Origin of the sequence: Streptomyces sp. NPDC085927 (assembly GCF_044540975.1) — a bacterium.
Taxonomy (GTDB): domain Bacteria; phylum Actinomycetota; class Actinomycetes; order Streptomycetales; family Streptomycetaceae; genus Streptomyces; species Streptomyces hirsutus.
The window spans coordinates 234,236-251,425 of record NZ_JBITSN010000010.1; the positions used below are offsets into that span (position 1 = coordinate 234,236).

Sequence of the window (17,190 nt, forward strand, 5' to 3'; positions counted from 1 at the left end):
GTGACCCTCTCCTCAGCTCGGCCGCGGCAGTTGCTTGTTGATGAACAGGCCCTCCGCGGTGACGCAGGTGCGGCCACCCGCGGAGATCTCGCCGGCCGTGCGGATCCGCGAGCCGTCCACCGAGACCTGCCGTCCGGTGACGGTGAGGGGCTCGAACAGCGGGGTGGGCCGCAGGTAGCGCAGGGTCAGTTCCGCGGTCATCCCGGAGGGACCGGCCCAGTGGTTGGCCACGCCCAGGGTGTGGTCCAGGAGCAGCGCCGACACGCCGCCGTGCACGTGCCCGGGGGGTCCCTGGTAGGGCAGGTCGAGCGTGACGACGCCCTCGATGGAGCGGTCGTCCCTGCCGTGCAGGGTCAGGGGCGGTGCGAGGGCGTTCTCCGGGCCGGTGACGGGGTCGTGCCGGGTGACGCCCTGGCCGCGCCACATCTCGGCGAGGCGTTCTTGCACGGTGGGCGCCTTCTCGGTGAGCCGGTCGGTGACGGCGTCGAGTTGTGCGGCGATCGCGGTCATGTCGGCGCCGGTGCCGTCGCCGGCGCGCAGCAGCGCGGTGATCAGGCGGCGGGCCGCGGCGACCGCGGCGTCCACGCCGTCCGGGCGCGGTTCGGCCACCAGGCGGGGGCCGGCGGCCGGTGCACCGTCCTGTTCGGCGACCCGTTCGGTGACATGTCCGGCGGTCTCGTGGGGGGCGGGGGCGTTCATGACCGCACCGTCGCCGTCGCGTGGGTGAGCACGGGCGCGTCGTCGCGCTCGGGGCAGGCCGCGTGCAGCAGGAGCCGCCCGGTGCCGTCGTCCGCCGGTGGTCCGTCGCGCCAGACGGACGTCACGATCGACTCGCCGGGGACGAGCGGGCCCGCGAAGCGCACGGCGAGGCCGGTGAGGCGGGTGACGTCGCCGTCGAGCATCCCGTCGACCAGGGCCTTGGCGACCAGTCCGTAGGAGGCGAGGCCGTGCAGGATCGGCCGGTCGAAGCCGGCCGCGCGGGCGAAGGCCGGGTCGGCGTGCAGCGGGTTGAGGTCGCCGTTGAGCCGGTACCACAGCGCCTGCTGCGGTGTGGTCGCGGTGGTGAGGACGGTGTCGGCGGGGCGGTCCGGTGCCGGCCAGTGCTCCTCGGGTCCGGGGTCCTGGCTGAAGCCGCCCTCGCCGCGCGCCCAGATGCGGGTGGTCGTGGTCCACAGGGGTTCGCCGCCGGGGGCCGTGGCCGCGGACTCCAGCACGATGAGCGCGGCCTTGCCCTTGTCCCACACCTCGGCGACGCGCGAGCGGAGCGTCGCGGTGCCCGACGCCGGCAGGGGCCGGTGCACCCGCAGGCCCTGGCCCGCGTGCAGTACGGCACGCAGGTCGACGTCGATGCCGGGCATCTCGACGCCCGGCACCGGTGCCTCGCCCGCGGAGATGCCGGTGCCGGCCACCAGGGCGAAGGTGGGCAGCACCCTGAGGTCCTTCTCGAAGGTCAGGTGCGGTTCGGGGTCGGTGGCCGCGGCGGTGCCGGCGCCCAGGCTCAGGTGGTACAGGAGGACGTCGCGCGTGGTCCAGTGGATCTCGCGGACGGCGGGGTCCGCGCTCAGCGCCTTGTCGCGGTCGATGGGCATGGTCAGCCTTTCCGGGTGGGCTCGGGGTCGCGGGGCAGGCCGAGGAGGCGCTCGCCGATGATGTTCAGCTGGACCTCGGTGGTGCCGCCCGCGATGGACAGGCAGCGGGAGTTGAGGAACATCCACATGGCGTCGTGGCGTGCGCCCTCGCCGGTCAGCGCGGCGGGGCCCTGCCAGTCCACGCAGGTCTCCCAGACCCGCTGCTGGTGTTCGACGCCGAGGAGTTTGGCGATGGACGCCTCGGCGCCGGGCTGCTGTCCGGAGACGGTGCGCAGGGTGGTGCGCAGGGCGAGGAGGGCACCGGACTGGGCGTCGCAGAGGTGGCCGCCGAGGGTGGTGAGGCGTTCGTCGTCCAGGGCGTCGGAGGCGGCGGCGATCTCCAGCAGGGTCTCGGCGCCGGAGCCGACCGAGTCGTGGGAGAGGGCGACGCGTTCGTTGGCGAGGGTGGTGCGGGCGAGCTTCCAGCCGTCGCCGGGCGCGCCGACGAGCAGTTCGTCGGGGACGAACACGTCGTCGAGGAAGACCTCGTTGAACTCGGCCTCTCCGGTGATCTGCCGCAGTGGCCGGATGTCGAGGCCGGGGCTGGTCATGTCGAGGAGGAAGTAGGAGATGCCCTTGTGCTTGGGCACGGCGGTGTCGGTGCGGGCGAGCAGGACGCCCCAGTGGGCGTCGCGGGCCATGGACGTCCACACCTTCTGGCCGGTGATCCGCCAGCCGCCGTCGGCCTTCTCGGCGCGGGTGCCGAGACCGGCGAGGTCGGAGCCCGCGCCGGGTTCGCTGAACAGCTGGCACCAGACGATGTCGCCGCGCAGGCTCGGGGCGAGGAACCGCTCCCGCTGGGCGTCGTCCCCGTGGGCGATGAGGGTGGGTACCACCCAGCCGCCGATGATCATGTCGACGGGGGTGAGGCCGGCGGCCTCCAGCTCCTGCGCGATGACGAGCTGGGTCACCGGGTCGGCGCCCTTGCCCCAGGGGGCGGGCAGGTGCGGGGCAGTGTACCCGTGGTCGGCGAGGCGGGTGAGGCGCTCCGTGCCGTCCAGGGCTGCGGCGGCGCGCAGTTCGGCACGTATGTCACCGCGTACGGCCTCGGCCTCCGGCGGCAGTTCGACGCCCAGGCTGCGGCGGGTGCCGTCCAGGGCGAGGCGGGCGACGCGGCGGCGCCAGGCGGCGGTCGGACCCAGGGCGATGCGGAGGGTCTGGGCGCGGCGCAGCGCGAGGTGCGCGTCGTGTTCCCAGGTGAAGCCGATGCCGCCGAGTACCTGGATGCAGTCCTTCGCGGTGACGAACGCGGCCTCGACGGCGACCGCTCCGGCGACGGCGGCGGCCAGTGCGGCCTCCAGGGGGGCGTCTCCTGCGCCGCCGGGGCCGTCGCCCGCGCGGGCGGCGTCCCAGGCGCAGGCGCGGGCCTGTTCGGCGTGCGCGAGCATGCGGGCGCAGCGGTGCTTGACGCCCTGGAACTGGCCGACGGGGCGGCCGAACTGCTCGCGCACCCGGGCGTAATCGGCGGCGGTGGTCACGCAGCGGTCGGCGATGCCGGAGGCCTCGGCGGCGAACAGGGCCGCGGCGAGGTCCCGCGGACGCCCCGGGTCGAGGTCGAGGAGGTCGGCGGCCGGGACGGGCACCGAGCGTGCGGTCACCCGGGACGAGCGGCGGGTGAGGTCGTGGCTGCGGACGTCGGTGCTCTCCACGGCGGCGCGGGGCAGCACGAGCCAGGTGGTGCGGCCCCCGTCGGCGGCGGGGAGCACGAACAGGTCGGCGAGGTGGCCGCCGACGACGAGTTCACAGGTGCCGGTGAGCGTGGCCGTGCCGTCGGCGGCCCGGGTCAGGGCGAGGGTGCCGGGGGCGAGTCCGACCGCGCCGACGGCGGTGCCGGTGGCGAGCCCGGCGAGATGGGTGCGGTGTCCGGCGGCGTGCAGGACGGCCGAGGCGAGCGTCGTCGGCAGGAAGGGACCGGGCGCCATCGCGCGCCCCAGTTCCTCGGTGACGACGGCGAGTTCGACGAGCCCGTACCCGGCGCCGCCCGCCTCCTCCGGGAGGTGCAGCCCGAGCAGCCCCTGCCCGGCGAGGCCGCTCCAGTGGTCGGGGAGCGTCTCCTTCTCGGCATCGGCCGCCGAGCGGAGGGTGTCCTCGGTGATGTGCCGGTTCGCGAAGGCGCGCACGGCGTCGCGCAGGTCGCGGTGCTCCTGGGTGAGCCCGATGGTCATGACGGCCCCTCAGACGCGTTCGATGACGGTGGCGGTCGCGTGCGCCCCGCCGGCGCACATGGTGATCAGCGCGGTGGACTTGCCGGTGCGCTCCAGTTCGTGCAGGGCCTGCGTGATGAGCCGGGCCCCGGTGGAACCGACGGCGTGGCCGAGCGCGATGGCGCCCCCGTTGACGTTGACCTTGTCCAGGTCGGCCTTGTGGACCTGGGCCCAGGACAGGACGACGGAGGCGAAGGCCTCGTTGATCTCGACGAGGTCGATGTCGTCGAGGGTCATGCCGGCCGTGCCCAGCACCCGTTCGGTCGCGGCGGCGGGCCCGTCGAGGTGGTAGTACGGGTCGGAGCCGACCATGGCGGAGGCCACGATCCGGGCACGCGGCCGCAGCCCCTCGCGGGCGGCGCGCTCCCGGCTCATCAGCAGGACGGCGGCGGCGCCGTCGCTGATCTGGGAGGAGTTTCCGGCGGTGTGGATGCCGTCGGGGAGGACCGGCTTGAGGGCGGCCAGCGCCTCGGGGGTGGTGTCGCGCAGCCCTTGGTCGCAGGTGACGAGGGCGGTCTCCCCGGTGGGCCCCTCGGGTCCGACGACGGGGGCGTCGATGCCGATGATCTGCCGGTCGAAGCGGCCTTCCGCCCAGGCCCGGGCGGCCTTGTGCTGGGAGGCGAGGCCGAGGGCGTCGGCGTCGGCCCGGGTGATGCCCCGGTGCCGTGCGATGCGTTCGGCCGCGGTGAACTGGTCGGGCATGTCCAGGGACCAGCTCTCCGGCACCGGGACGCCGGTGCCGGGGGTGAGCGCCTTGCCGAGGAAGACGCGGCTCATCGACTCGACGCCGCAGCCGATGCCGGTCTCGATCGCACCGGCGGCGATCAGGCCGGCGACCAGGTGCACGGCCTGCTGGGACGAACCGCAGGCGCAGTCGATGGTGGTGCAGGCGGTGGTGTGCGGGAGCCCGGTGTGCAGCCAGGCGTTGCGGGTGACGTTGTTGGACTGCTCACCGGCCTGGGTGACACAGCCGCCGATGACCTGCTCCACGGTGCCGGGGGCGATGCCGGCACGCTCCACGAGGCCCTTCTGGGTCAGCCCGAGGAGTTCCGCCGGGTGGAGCCCGGACAGGACACCGCGGCGCCGGCCGACCGGTGTCCGCGCGGCTTCGACGATGACGGCCTCGGTCATGGCTCTCCATAAGGGGTGAGGGGCCGTGGGGGCCCGGGACTGACGGACGGACGTGCTGACGGACACGGGAAAACTAGAATTCGTTCTCGAAACAGGCAAGGCCCAGTCCCGCTCAGTGGCCGGCCGGAGACACGAGGCCCCTCTTGCGTGCCGTCAGATGTGCGACCCGCCGTCCACCCGCATCTCGGCCCCCGTGAGATACCCCGCGTCCCGCGAGGCGGCGAAGGCGATCACCCCCGCGATCTGCTCGGGCTCGGCGGCGCCGAAGGGGGAGCGGATCCGCCCGTAGTACGAGGCGTCCAGCTCCGGCGGCAGCACGTGCGGCCCGGCCAGCGGTGTGGCGACCGCGCCGGGCGAGATCGGCACGACCCGGACGCCGCGGTGGGCGACCTCGGCGGCCAGGGACAGCGAGAAGCCGAGGACGGCTCCCTTGGAGGCGGCGTACGCGGTCATGTACGGGTTGCCGTGCGACGCCGCCGACGAGGCGACGTTGACGATGACGCCGGTGCGGTCCGGCAGGAGGGGCAGTGCCTCCCGGCAGAACAGGGCGGTGCCGACCGCGTTGACCGTGAAGAGCCGGTGCAGGTCGGCGACGGTCAGCCGGTCGATCGGTGTCGTGCGGTGGATGCCCGCCACGTTCACCAGGACGTCGATGCCGCCGAGTTCACCGGCCGCCGCCCGCACGGCCGCCACCACCGCGTCCTCGTCGGCGACGTCGGCGACACGGGTCGTGATCCGTCCGGGGCCGGAAACCCCCGCGGCCGTCTCCGCCAGGCCCTCTGCGGACAGGTCGACGGCGAACACGGCCGCACCCTCGGACACCAGACGCAGCGCGGTGGCCCGCCCGATGCCGGATCCTGCACCGGTGAGCAGGACCTTCACACCCTCGAAACGGTTCATCACGGCTCCTCGCTGCTGCACGTGCCGACGGACGGGGCGGCGGACTGTACGCCCGCCGGCGGGGCGGCGAAGGACCGGTCCCACCGACCGGGACCGCCCCTCGCACGGCCCGGCCACCACCGGTTCCGGTCAGTGGGACTCCCCGCCGTGATCCGCGGTGTCCGCGCCTACCGTCCGGACCCTGGAGACCACGCGTCCTGAGGGGATGAGAGCAACGTGAGCGCAGTCGAGTCAGCACACGACGACGTCAGGGCCATCGAGGCGGCCGCGGCACCCACCCGGTTCGCGCGCGGCTGGCACTGCCTGGGCCTCGCGGAGAAGTACAGGGACGGCAAGCCGCACTCGGTGCGGGCCTTCGGCCAGAAGCTCGTGGTGTTCCAGGCGGGCGACGGCACGCTCAACGTCCTGGACGCGTACTGCCGTCACATGGGCGGCGACCTCTCCCAGGGCACGGTCAAGGGCGACCAGGTCGCCTGTCCCTTCCACGACTGGCGCTGGGGCGGTGACGGCCGCTGCAAGCAGATCCCGTACTCCAGGCGGGTTCCGCTGCGGGCCCGTACGGCGGCCTGGCCGACCCTGGACCAGGACGGCATGCTCTTCGTCTGGAACGATCCGGAGGGCAACCCGCCGCCCCCGGACGTGACCGTCCCCCGCATCGAGGGGGCCACCAGCGACGAGTGGACCGACTGGGTCTGGTACGAGACCGTGGTCGACGCCAACTGCCGCGAGGTCGTCGACAACGTCGTGGACATGGCCCACTTCTTCTACGTCCACTACTCCTTCCCGACGTACTTCAAGAACGTCTTCGAGGGGCACACCGCCACCCAGTACATGCGCGGCACCGGCCGGCCCGACGCCCGCCCGCAGGAGCAGGACGGCAAACCGAAGACCACCGGCAGCAATTCGGTGGCCTCCTACCACGGCCCGTCCTTCATGATCGACGACCTCACGTACCACTACGACACCGGTGACGTGCAGTCCGTGCTGATCAACTGTCACTATCCGGTGGACGCGAACCGCTTCGTGCTGCAGTACGGCATCGTCGTCAAGCGCTCGGAGTCCCTGTCGGGCGAGGCCGCCGACGAACTCGCGTCGGGCATGGCGCAGTTCATCAAGCTCGGTTTCGAGCAGGACATCGAGATCTGGAAGAACAAGACCCGCATCGACAACCCGCTCCTGTGCGAGGAGGACGGCCCGGTCTACCAGCTCCGCCGGTGGTACGAGCAGTTCTACGTCGATGTCGCCGACGTGACACCGGAGATGACCGACCGCTTCGAGTTCGAGCTGGACACCACGCGGCCCGTCGAGGCGTGGCAGAAGGAGGTCGAGGCGAACCTCGCCCGCAAGGCCGCCGTCGCCGAGAGCCGGCCGGTCTGATGCGGCCCGACAACCGGTTCACCGACGGGGCCCCGATGCGGCCGCTGGCCTGCGGGCGGTGTGCCGCCGGGGTCCTGGTGCGCAAGAGCAGCTGGCAGCAGACCAGCGTGCAGTGGGACGCGCGGGCCACGGCGGCCTGCGCGGAGCGGAACCCGGCCGGCGGGGCCTTCGAGGGGTGCCGGTCCCTGCGCGACACGATCCGTGAGGCCGCGCTGTGCGGCACGCTCGAGGTGGTCGACGGCGGTGACGGCGGTGACGGCGGTGACGGCGACGAACGGCCCACCGGTGCCACCGGTCGGGTCCCGGAGCACCGGGCCTGACCCCGGGCCGTCCGCCGGGACACGTCCTCCGGGCCCGGCGGACGCGACGAAGAGGCCGGGTACGCGCTTCCCGCGCGTACCCGGCCTCCCGTCGTGCCCCGCTCCCCCGCCCCGCTATCCGCCCGCCGCCGCGACTCCCGCCCGGCGTCCGAAGAACGTGCCGTCGCCGAGCGACGTGCCGCTGACGTACCCCTCGCCGTGGATGCCGGAGGCCGCGCGGCCCGCGGCGAACAGGCCGGGCAGGACGGCGCCGGACACGTCGAGCACGGCGCCGTCCACGGTGGTGCGCAGCCCTCCGAGGGTGAACCCGGCGACGCCCGTCCCGGCCCCCGCGCTCGGCCGCCCGCCCTGGTGGAAGCCGGCCCTCGGGTCGACCGCCGCGAACGGGCCCTTCAGCGGGCGGAGCCAGCGGGCGTCCTTGTGGAAGTACGGGTCCTGCCCGCGCGCCGCGTACGTGTTGTAGGTGCCGACGGCCGTCTCCAGGGCGCCCTGCGGCATGCCGAGCTCGGCCTCCAGCTCCTCCAGGGTCTCCGAGACGAACCGGGGGACGACGCCCCAGCGTTCGCGCTCGGGTACCGCCTCGTAGCCCTCCTCGTCGACGATCACCCAGTAGGGGGCGGGCTGGGTCAGGACGGCGGCGACGCTGAACAGACCGGGGTAGACGTCCTCGTTGATGAAGCGCTGCCCGCGGGCGTTGACCAGCATGCCCCGGGCGGCCAGGGCCGGCAGCGCGGTCAGGGCCAGTTCGACCACGCCCATCCGCCGGGTGGCGGCGCCGAGCGCGGCGGCCATCCGGATGCCGCTGCCGTCGTCGAGTCCGTCGCTGACCCTGCCGTGGGCGAGGAGGTGCGGGGCGTGGTCGGCGAGCATCTCCTCGTTGTCGGCGAAGCCGCCGGTGGTGAGCACCACTCCCCTGCGCGCCCGGTACGCCACCTCCTCGCCGTGCCGGCGGGCGGTGACGCCGGCCACCCGGCCCGCGTCGTCCACGATCAGCGCCGTGGCCAGGGTGTCGGCGTGCGCCACGGCCCCCGCGGCCTCGGCGGCGGCGACCAGCTTCTCCATCACCAGCCAGCCGCCGTACGCCTCGGTGGCACAGCGGTGGCCGCGCGGTGCGGGCCGGGCGATCTCGTTGTACGGCCAGGCGTTCTCGCCCAGCCACATCAGGCCGTCCCGGGTGGTCGGCATCCAGGTGGGCGCGTCCCACAGGGTCGGCTCGAAGGCCAGGCCCCGGTCCACGAACCACTGGAAGTGGGCGACGCTCTCCTCGCAGTACAGGCGCAGCTTCTCCTCGTCGGCGTGCGGGCCGAGGGCGGCCCGGAGGTAGCCGAACATCTCGTCGGCGCTGTCCTCGAAGCCGCACGCCTTCTGCACCGCGGTCCCGCCGCCCAGGTACAGCTCGCCGCCGGAGAGGGCCGACGACCCGCCGGGGCCGCCCGCCCGTTCCAGGACCAGGACGTCGGCGCCCGCCGACGCGGCCTCGAAGGCGGCGGCGGCTCCCGCGCAGCCGAAGCCGACGACCAGCACGTCGGTCTCGGCGGCGTAGTGGGTGACGGCCTCGGCGCGGACGGGAGTCACCGGCCGGGAGCTGTTCACGTGTCCGTCCCGGGCGGCGGGCTGAAGGCGGCCAGCGGCTCGGAACCGGACCAGTCGTGGCCCCAGTAGCTGTCGGCGGTGATCTCCTCGGCGGTGTAGTGCCGCTCGTCGACGCGCATTCCCTCGCAGCCGTACTCGATGTCCCAGCCGCCGGGCGCGCGCACGTAGAAGGACACCATCTTGTCGTTGGTGTGCCGGCCCAGCGTGGAGGAGATCGAGAAGCCCTGCCTGCCCACGTTGTCGAGGGCGCGGCCGACCGCGTCCAGGGTGTCCACCTCGACCATCAGGTGCACCAGCCCGGGTTCCCCGCTGTGCGGGGCGGGGCAGACGGCGAGGCTGTGGTGGCGTTCGTTGACGCCCATGAAGCGCACCCGGCGGGGCGGCGCGTCGGGCGACTGGCCACTGAGCCGGATGCCGCCGCGCGGCAGGAAGCCGAGCACCTCGGTGTAGAAGGCGACCGTGTCGTCCATGGCGGTGGTGGGCAGCACGACGTGCCCCATGCCCTGGCCGCCGGTGACGAACCGCTGCCCGAGGCCGGTCAGTACGGGGCTGTGGTCGAGGATGGGCGCGAAGAACACCTCGACGGGCACGCCGGCCGGGTCCTCGAAGGCGATGGCCTGCTCCACGCCCCGGTCGTCGGCCTCCTCCTGGCTGAGCATCTTCACGGCCGTGCCGGACGCCTCGACGGCGCGGCCGACCGCGGCCAGCGCGAACTGGTCCCGCACCTCCCAGCCGACCGACAGCACCCGGTCGCTGTCGCCGGGCAGGACGACGAGCCGGGCGCGGCGCTCGTCCATCCGCAGGTACAGGCCGTCGGAGTCCGGTCCCGAACCCTCGGCGAAACCGAGGGCGTCCACGGTGAGTTCACGCCAGCGGTCGATGTCACGGGTCTGGACCCGGAGATACCCGAGCCCTCGGATCTGCGTCATGCTTTCCACTCCCTCGTCCTCAGAGATCCTCGAAGCGTCCTCGGAGCACAGCTCAGATCATCGAACGCATCGGCCCCTGCGGCGGCTCGACGCCGATCTCCGTCAGGGCCGAGGCGTGGAAGACCGGGCCCGGCACGTGGATGGCGTGCGTGAGGCCCGTGTGCACGTCGCGCCAGAAGCGCTGGAGCGGGTTGTCCAGGCGCATCGCGTTGCCGCCGGAGCGGGCCACGATCTCGTCGACCGCGCGGACCGCCCGCCAGGCGGCGGCGGCCTGGGTGCGCCGGCCGACGGCCCGCCGCTCGAAGGTGATCTCCCGGCCGGCGGCGACCAGGTCGTACATCTGGCAGACGTTGTCCAGGAGCGCGGAGCGGGAGGCCGCGATCTCGGCCGCCGCGTCGCCGACGGCGTACAGGACGTACGGGTCGTCCCTCACGGCCCGGCCGGTGATCTGGACGCGGTCGCGCTGGTGGGCGAGGTGGTGGGCGAGGGCGCCCTCGCACATGCCGATCACGGCCGAGGTGATGCCGAGCGGGAAGGCGGCGGAGAACGGCAGCCGGTAGGCGGGGTTGGTCAGCCCGGACTCGGCGGCCAGGGAGCCGTCGACCACTTTCGCGTACTCGATGACCCGGTGGGCGGGCACGAAGGCGTCCTTGACGATGACGTCCTTGCTGCCGGTGCCGCGCAGCCCGACCACGTCCCAGGAGTCCTCGACGATCTCGTAGTCGGCGCGCGGCAGGATCACGTGCACGGACTGCGGGGGGTTGAGCCGGTTGCCGTCGGGGTCGGTGAGGAAGCCGCCGAGGAAGATCCACCGGCAGTGGTCGGTGCCGGAGGAGAACTGCCAGCGGCCGTTGAAGACGTAGCCGCCGTCGACGGGCCTGAGCAGGCCCATCGGCGCGTACGGGGAGGCGATCCAGGTGTCGGGGTCCTCGCCCCAGACCTCCTCCTGCACCCGCGGGTCGGCCATCGCCATCTCCCACGGGTGGACGCCGACGACGCCGGCGACCCAGCCGGTGGAGCCGTCGCAGGCGGCGATCCTCATGACGGTCTCGGCGAACTCGCGCGGGTGCAGTTCGAGGCCGCCGTAGGCCTTGGGCTGGAGCATGCGGATCGCACCGACGTCCCGCAGGATCTTCACGGCGTGGTCGTCGAGCCTGCCGAGCGCTTCGTTGGCGGGGCCGAGGGCGCGGATCTCGTCGGCGCGTGCCTCGACGGCCTCGAGTACCGGATTGGACATGGCTCTTCTCACTTCCCCGGGGAGGTCTGGGCGGTGGCGCGGCCGGCGCGGTTCTTCTCGGCGAGGGCGACCGCGATCTCGATGAGCTGGTCCTCCTGGCCGCCGACGAGCTTGCGGCGGCCCGCCTCCAGCAGGATCTCGGCGCCGGACACCCGGTACTTGTCGGCCTGGCGGGCGGCGTGCTTCAGGAAGCTGGAGTAGACGCCGGCGTAGCCCATGGTCAGCGACATGCGGTCGAGCAGGCACTCGCCGTCCATGACGGGCCGCACCACGTCCTCGGCCGCGTCGACGATCTTCAGTACGTCGATGCCGGTGCGGATGCCCAGGCGTTCGGCGACCGCGGCGAACGCCTCGACGGGGGTGTTGCCCGCGCCCGCGCCGAACCGGCGGGTCGATCCGTCGATCTGGGTCGCCCCGGCGCGCACGGCGAGCACCGAGTTGGCGACGCCGAGGCCCAGGTTCTCGTGGCCGTGGAAGCCGACCTGGGCGTCGTCGCCGAGTTCGGCGACCAGGGCGGCGACGCGGTCGCCGGTCTCCTCCATGACGAGGGCGCCGGCGGAGTCGACGACGTAGACGCACTGGCAGCCGGCGTCGGCCATGATGCGGGCCTGCCGGGCCAGTTCCTCGGGCGGCCGGCTGTGCGACATCATCAGGAACCCGACGGTCTCCAGGCCCAGTTCGCGGGCGAGTCCGAAGTGCTGGACGGCGATGTCGGCCTCGGTGCAGTGGGTGGCGATCCGGCAGATCGAGGCGCCGTTGTCGGCGGCCTCGCGGATGTCGTCCTGGAGGCCGAGGCCGGGCAGCATGAGGAAGGCGATCCTCGCCCGCCGGGCGGTCTTCACGGCGGCCTTGATCAGTTCCTGTTCGGGGGTGTGGCTGAAGCCGTAGTTGAACGAGGATCCGCCGAGGCCGTCGCCGTGCGTGACCTCGATGACGGGCACGCCCGCGTCGTCGAGGGCGGCCACGATGGAGGTGACGTGGTCGACGGTGAACTGGTGCTGCTTGGCGTGCGAACCGTCCCTGAGGGACGAGTCGGTGACGCGGATGTCCAGGTCGGTGCTGTAGGGCATGACTCGTGTACTCCTCGGTGAGCGGGGGTCAGGCGCCGGCGCGGCGGGCGGTGATCCGCTGGGCGAAGCCCTCGCCGACCTTGGTGGCGGCGGCGGTCATGATGTCGAGGTTTCCGGAGTACGGGGGCAGGAAGTCGCCCGCGCCCTCCACTTCGAGGAACACCGCCACGCGGGCGAGTCCGCCGCTGACCGCGCTCGGCTCGTCGAACTGCGGCTCGGTGCGCAGCCGGTAGCCGGGCACGTAGGAGGCGACCTTGGCGACGGTCTCGTGGACCGACGCGGTGACGGCGGCGCGGTCGGCGTCGGCGGGGATCGCGCAGAAGACGGTGTCCTGCATGAGCATCGGCGGTTCGGCCGGGTTGAGGATGATGATGGCCTTGCCCTTGGCGGCGCCGCCGATGGTCTCGATGCCCCGGCCGGTGGTGAGGGTGAACTCGTCGATGTTGGCGCGGGTGCCGGGCCCGGCGGACGGTGAGGCGACGCTGGCGACGATCTCCGCGTAGGGGACCTCGGTGACCCGGGAGACGGCGTGCACGATCGGGATGGTGGCCTGTCCGCCGCAGGTGATGAGGGAGACGTTCGGCGCGTCGAGGTGGTCGCCGAGGTTGACGGCGGGCACGACGGCGGGGCCGACGGCGGCCGGGGTCAGGTCGATGGCCTGGATGCCGAGTCCGGCGTACCTGGGCGCGTTGGCCTTGTGGACGTAGGCGGAGGTGGCCTCGAAGACCAGGTCCGGCCGCTCGGCGCCGGACAGCAGCGTGTCCACGCCGTCGGCGCTGGTGTGCAGGCCGTGGTCGGCGGCGCGCTTGAGGCCGGGGCTCTGCTCGTCGATGCCGATCATCCAGCGCGGTTCGATGGCCTCCGAGCGCAGGAGCTTGTACATCAGGTCGGTTCCGATGTTGCCGGATCCGACGATCGCGGCGGTCGCCTTGGTCACGGTGTCGAACCTCATCCGAGTCGAGGGAGGGAAAAGAAGGGAGGGAGGGCGGTCAGCCGTCGTAGGTGACCTTCAGCCGGTCGCTGACCGGGCGCGCCTGGCAGGCGAGGACGATCCCGTCGGCGAGGTCCTGCGCGTCGAGGACCTCGTTGCGTTCCATGACCACCTCGCCCTCCACGAGGACGCAGGCGCAGGCGCTGCAGGCGCCCTCCCGGCAGGAGTAGGGCGCGTCGAGGCCGGCCCTCAGGAGAACGTCGAGCAGGGGCTCGCTCCGCGGCCAGTCGACGGTGCGGCTCACCCCGTCCAGCTCCACCTCGGCGGTGCTGACGGGCCCTTCGGTGTCCGGCTCGGGCCCGCCCCCGGGCCGCGCGAACGGGTCGCCGGTCAGGGAGGCGAACCGCTCGACGGTGATGCGGTGCGGGGGCACGCCCAGGTCGGTGAGGGCGCCGGTGGCGAGGTCCATGAAGGGGCCCGGCCCGCAGACGAAGGCGGGGCGCCCGGCGTACGGTCCGGCGAGGGCGCGCAGACCGGATGCCGTGGGCCGGCCCTGGAGGGACTCCAGCCAGTGCAGCACGGTGAGCCGGTCGCCGTACTCCCGTGTCAGGGCGGCCAGTTCGTCGCGGAAGATCACGGACTGCTCGTCGCGGTTGGCGTAGACGAGGGTGACCGTGCCGGTCCCGGCGTGCAGGGCGGAGACGAGGATCGACATGACCGGGGTGATGCCGCTGCCGGCGGCGAGCAGCAGGAAGTCGCCGTCGAGGGAGTCGGGGGTGAAGGTGCCCGCGGGGCGCAGCACCTCCAGGGTGTCGCCCTCGGTGACGTGGTCGCAGATCCAGTGGGAGGCGTACCCTCCGGCGGTGCGCTTGACGGTGATCTTCAACGGCTCGTCGCGTACCGGGGAGCTGCACAGCGAGTAGCAGCGTGCGGCCCCGCCGTCCCGCTCGGAGGGCACCCGGACGGTGAGGAACTGGCCCGGCCGGTAGGCGAACGCGGCCCGGTCCTCCCCGGCGGGCTCCAGGACCAGCGAGTGCGCGTCGGCCGTCTCCCGGATCACCTTGACGACCCGTACGGTCAGCGGCCCGGGGCTCATGGCGCGCCCCCGGCGATGACGGACCGGGTACGGGTGGCGGCCGCGTGCCGGGCGGCGATGTGGCCGAACACGATGGACGGGCCGATGGTGGCGCCCGGCCCGGCGTACTCGTTCGCCATCACGGACGCGGAGGTGTTGCCCGTGGCGTAGAGCCCGCCGATGGCCGTGCCGTCCTCGCGCAGGACGCGGCTGTGCTCGTCGCAGACGAGGCCGCCCTTGGTGCCGAGGTCGCCGACCTCGATGCGGACGGCGTAGTAGGGGGCCTTGTCGATCTCGTCCAGGTTGGGGTTCTTCAGGGTGGGGTCGCCGTAGTAGCGGTCGTAGGCGCTGTCGCCGCGCCCGAAGTCGGTGTCCTTGCCGGTGCGGGCGAAACCGTTGAACCGTGCCACGGTGTCGGCCAGCGCCTCACGCGGAACGCCGATCCTCCCCGCGAGTTCCTCGATGCTGTCCGCCCGGTGCACGGTGCCGTTGTCGTAGAACGCGGCGGGGAACGGCATGCCGGGCAGGATCTGGGCGAAGGGGTAGCGGGCGCGGGCCTTGGCGTCCATCACGAACCAGGCGGGGACGTGTCCGCCGGCGAGCTGGTCGTGGACGAAGTTGACGTACGGCGAGGACTCGTTGGTGAAGCGCCTGCCGTCCCCGGAGACGATCACCGACGGCGGGATGCACCGCTCGGAGACCAGGGGGATCGTCGCTCCGGAGGGGTGGTGCACGGACGGCATCCACCAGGCGTCGTCCATGAGGTCGAGGGCGGCACCGAGCGCCTGGCCGGCCGTGATGCCGTCGCCGACGTTCTCGGCGGCGCCGGCGCTGTGGTCGTCCCGGCCGCCTTCGGGCAGGTACTTCTCGCGCATCTCCCGGTTGTGGTCGAAGCCGCCGGTGGCGAGGAGCACGCCGTGCCGGGCGCCGACGCGCACGGTCCGGCCGTCCCGGGTCACGACGACGCCGGTGACCTTTCCGCCGTCGTCGACGACGAGTCCGGTCATCGGGCTGCGCAGCCACACCGGTACACCGGCGTCCTTGAGTGCCATGCGCATGCGGGCCACCAGGGCCCGGCCACCGGTGGCCATGTGGCGACGGCGGACCGCGTTCGAAGAGACCCGCCAGGCGGCGACGACCGACGCCCAGCGTCCGCGCCAGGTCCGCTTGACCATGGCGAGGTCGCGGTAGTCCTTGGCGGTGATCCAGAGGCCGAGGGGGCCCTTGAGGCTGTTGGGCCGCTGGTACTTCTCGTCCTCGCCGAGTGTGCGGGTGTCGAAGGGCAGCGCCTCGACGGACCGGCCGAGCGGGCGGCCGCCCTCGTACTCGGGGTGGTAGTCGGCGTACCCCTTGACCCAGAAGAACCTCATCCAGCGGCTTCGGCCGAGCAGTTCCATGGCGGCCGGCCCCTGGTCGACGTAGGCGTCGAGCCGGGCGCCGGGCACCCGGCCCTCGGTGAGCCGGTCCAGGTAGCGGCGGACGGACTCGCGGCTGTCGTCGTGGCCCCTGGCGCGCAGGGTGGGGTTGTTGGGGATCCAGATGCCGCCGCCGGAGATGCCGGTGGTGCCGCCGTACATCGCCCCCTTCTCGACCACGACGGTGGACAGGCCGCTGTCGGCCGCGGTCAGCGCGGCGGCCATGCCGCCGCCGCCGCTGCCGACCACGACGAAGTCGAACTCCGCGTCCCAGGCCTGCTGGGCGGCGGCGCTCACGCCGTGTCCTTGCGGGTCAGGAAGGCGAGGACCGCGCTCTCCCAGGCGGCCTTCTGCTCGATCATCACCCAGTGCCCGCAGTCGGGGAAGACGTGCAACTCCGCGTCGGGGATGGTGCGCATCGGCAGGAGCGCCATGTCGAGGGGGCTGACCCGGTCGTCGCGGCCCCAGGTGAGCAGGGTCTTCGCCGTCAGCCGGTGCAGCATCGCCCAGTACGGCGCCTCGTCGGAGGCGGCCGCGGCGGCGGCCTGGGCCGCGAAGGCCTCGCTGCCGTACATGCGGCGGGCACTGGCGAGGGTGTCCGGGTCGGTGGCCTGCGTCCACCGCTCCTCGATGAGCTCCTCGGTCACCAGCGACCGGTCGTACACCATGGAGTTCAGCCAGCGCACCAGGCCCTCGCGGGAGGGCACGTCGGTGAACTCGGTGAGCAGCTTGATGCCTTCGCCGGGCCCCGGGCTGAACACGTTGCGGCCGATGCCGCCGATCGTCACGAGGCGCCTCACCCGGTCGGGGTGGCCGATTGCGAACCGGGTGCCGACGATGCCGCCCATGGAGTTGCCGATGACGTCGACCTGATGCAGTCCCAGCCCGTCCAGGAAGCGGGTCACGGACGAGGCCGCGGTCGCCATGGGGTGGCCGTCGACGGGATCGCTGACCCCGAACCCCGGGAACTCCAGCACGAGGCAGCGGAAGTGCTCGGCGAACGTGCCCAGGTTGTTCCGGTAGTTGCGCCAGCCCGTGACCCCGGGGCCCGAGCCGTGCAACAGCAGCAGGGGCGGGCCGTCGCCGGCCTCGTGGTAGCGCAGAACGCCCTGTTCGGTGGGGAGTTCGCGCAGTGTGGAGTCGTGACTCAGCTCCGTCATCATCCCTGCCCTCGGTTGACCTCGATGGTCGATGGTCCTGGTGACCGGCGGTTTCCGGGTGGTCGCCGGCTGCGGGCGGCCACGGGTGCCGTGTGATCGGTTCCTGGACGGTAGTCACGGCCGGCGGGGCCGCGCGCCGGACGTCTCGGTCAGCGGGATGTGTACGGTCACGGGGGTGCCGGCGCGGTCTGCGGGCCCGGGCCCGCAGGCCGTTCCACTC

The 17,190-nt window shown here is 73.1% G+C and carries 15 protein-coding genes; 2 read left to right on the top strand and 13 right to left on the bottom strand.

Translation table 11 applies throughout. The features are described from left to right. Positions 1–12: 12 nt before the first annotated feature. The 5 genes from ACIF80_RS25490 to ACIF80_RS25510 all read right to left on the bottom strand — a co-directional run bounded on the left by ACIF80_RS25490 (position 13) and on the right by ACIF80_RS25510 (position 5,863). Positions 13–699: a PaaI family thioesterase gene (locus ACIF80_RS25490; RefSeq protein ID WP_399808749.1), complete on the bottom strand. Its 687-nt coding sequence runs from the start codon at positions 697–699 to the stop codon at positions 13–15. Further along, positions 696–1,589: a MaoC/PaaZ C-terminal domain-containing protein gene (locus ACIF80_RS25495; protein WP_399808752.1), complete on the bottom strand. Its 894-nt coding sequence runs from the start codon at positions 1,587–1,589 to the stop codon at positions 696–698. Before ACIF80_RS25495 ends, ACIF80_RS25490 begins: the two co-directional genes overlap by 4 nt. Positions 1,590–1,591: 2 nt before the next feature. Beyond that, complete coding sequence (locus tag ACIF80_RS25500; protein WP_399808754.1) at positions 1,592–3,793, bottom strand: acyl-CoA dehydrogenase; 2,202 nt, start codon at positions 3,791–3,793, stop codon at positions 1,592–1,594. Positions 3,794–3,802: 9 nt separating this feature from the next. After that, positions 3,803–4,963 (bottom strand): steroid 3-ketoacyl-CoA thiolase, encoded by a 1,161-nt coding sequence (locus ACIF80_RS25505; protein WP_399808756.1) that lies wholly within the window; start codon positions 4,961–4,963, stop codon positions 3,803–3,805. Between the two features lie 153 nt (positions 4,964–5,116). Continuing rightward, a complete protein-coding gene (locus ACIF80_RS25510) occupies positions 5,117–5,863 on the bottom strand; it encodes an SDR family NAD(P)-dependent oxidoreductase (protein WP_399808759.1) in 747 nt (248 codons plus the stop codon). Between the two features lie 216 nt (positions 5,864–6,079). Between ACIF80_RS25510 and ACIF80_RS25515 the strand changes: the two genes are divergently transcribed. Beyond that, positions 6,080–7,240, top strand: a complete 1,161-nt coding sequence (locus tag ACIF80_RS25515) for a Rieske 2Fe-2S domain-containing protein (RefSeq protein ID WP_399808762.1) — start codon at positions 6,080–6,082, stop codon at positions 7,238–7,240. Next, complete coding sequence (locus tag ACIF80_RS25520; protein WP_399808764.1) at positions 7,240–7,560, top strand: ferredoxin; 321 nt, start codon at positions 7,240–7,242, stop codon at positions 7,558–7,560. The genes ACIF80_RS25515 and ACIF80_RS25520 overlap by 1 nt, the downstream gene beginning before the upstream one ends. Before the next feature lie 114 nt (positions 7,561–7,674). Here the strand turns inward: ACIF80_RS25520 and ACIF80_RS25525 are convergent, their stop codons facing one another. The 8 genes from ACIF80_RS25525 to ACIF80_RS25560 form a co-directional block, all read right to left on the bottom strand. Then, positions 7,675–9,153 carry an FAD-dependent oxidoreductase gene (locus ACIF80_RS25525; protein ID WP_399808767.1) on the bottom strand — a complete coding sequence of 493 codons (1,479 nt, stop codon included), beginning with the start codon at positions 9,151–9,153 and terminating at the stop codon, positions 7,675–7,677. Continuing rightward, entirely contained in the window at positions 9,150–10,082 is a 933-nt protein-coding gene (locus ACIF80_RS25530) for a VOC family protein (RefSeq protein WP_399808769.1), read from the bottom strand. The genes ACIF80_RS25525 and ACIF80_RS25530 overlap by 4 nt, the downstream gene beginning before the upstream one ends. A gap of 52 nt (positions 10,083–10,134) precedes the next feature. Then, positions 10,135–11,319 carry an acyl-CoA dehydrogenase family protein gene (locus ACIF80_RS25535; protein WP_399808772.1) on the bottom strand — a complete coding sequence of 395 codons (1,185 nt, stop codon included), beginning with the start codon at positions 11,317–11,319 and terminating at the stop codon, positions 10,135–10,137. An 8-nt stretch (positions 11,320–11,327) separates the two neighbouring features. Then, positions 11,328–12,389, bottom strand: coding sequence for a 4-hydroxy-2-oxovalerate aldolase (gene dmpG, locus ACIF80_RS25540; RefSeq protein WP_399808774.1), 1,062 nt, complete (start codon positions 12,387–12,389; stop codon positions 11,328–11,330). Positions 12,390–12,417: 28 nt separating this feature from the next. Next, on the bottom strand, positions 12,418–13,272 hold the full coding sequence (locus ACIF80_RS25545) for an acetaldehyde dehydrogenase (acetylating) (RefSeq protein ID WP_399808949.1): 855 nt from the start codon (positions 13,270–13,272) through the stop codon (positions 12,418–12,420). A gap of 106 nt (positions 13,273–13,378) precedes the next feature. Further along, complete coding sequence (locus ACIF80_RS25550; protein WP_399808777.1) at positions 13,379–14,416, bottom strand: 2Fe-2S iron-sulfur cluster-binding protein; 1,038 nt, start codon at positions 14,414–14,416, stop codon at positions 13,379–13,381. Continuing rightward, entirely contained in the window at positions 14,413–16,107 is a 1,695-nt protein-coding gene (locus ACIF80_RS25555; RefSeq protein ID WP_399808779.1) for an FAD-binding protein, read from the bottom strand. The genes ACIF80_RS25550 and ACIF80_RS25555 overlap by 4 nt, the downstream gene beginning before the upstream one ends. Beyond that, on the bottom strand, positions 16,104–16,970 hold the full coding sequence (locus ACIF80_RS25560) for an alpha/beta fold hydrolase (RefSeq protein ID WP_399808781.1): 867 nt from the start codon (positions 16,968–16,970) through the stop codon (positions 16,104–16,106). The genes ACIF80_RS25555 and ACIF80_RS25560 overlap by 4 nt, the downstream gene beginning before the upstream one ends. Positions 16,971–17,190 lie beyond the last annotated feature (220 nt).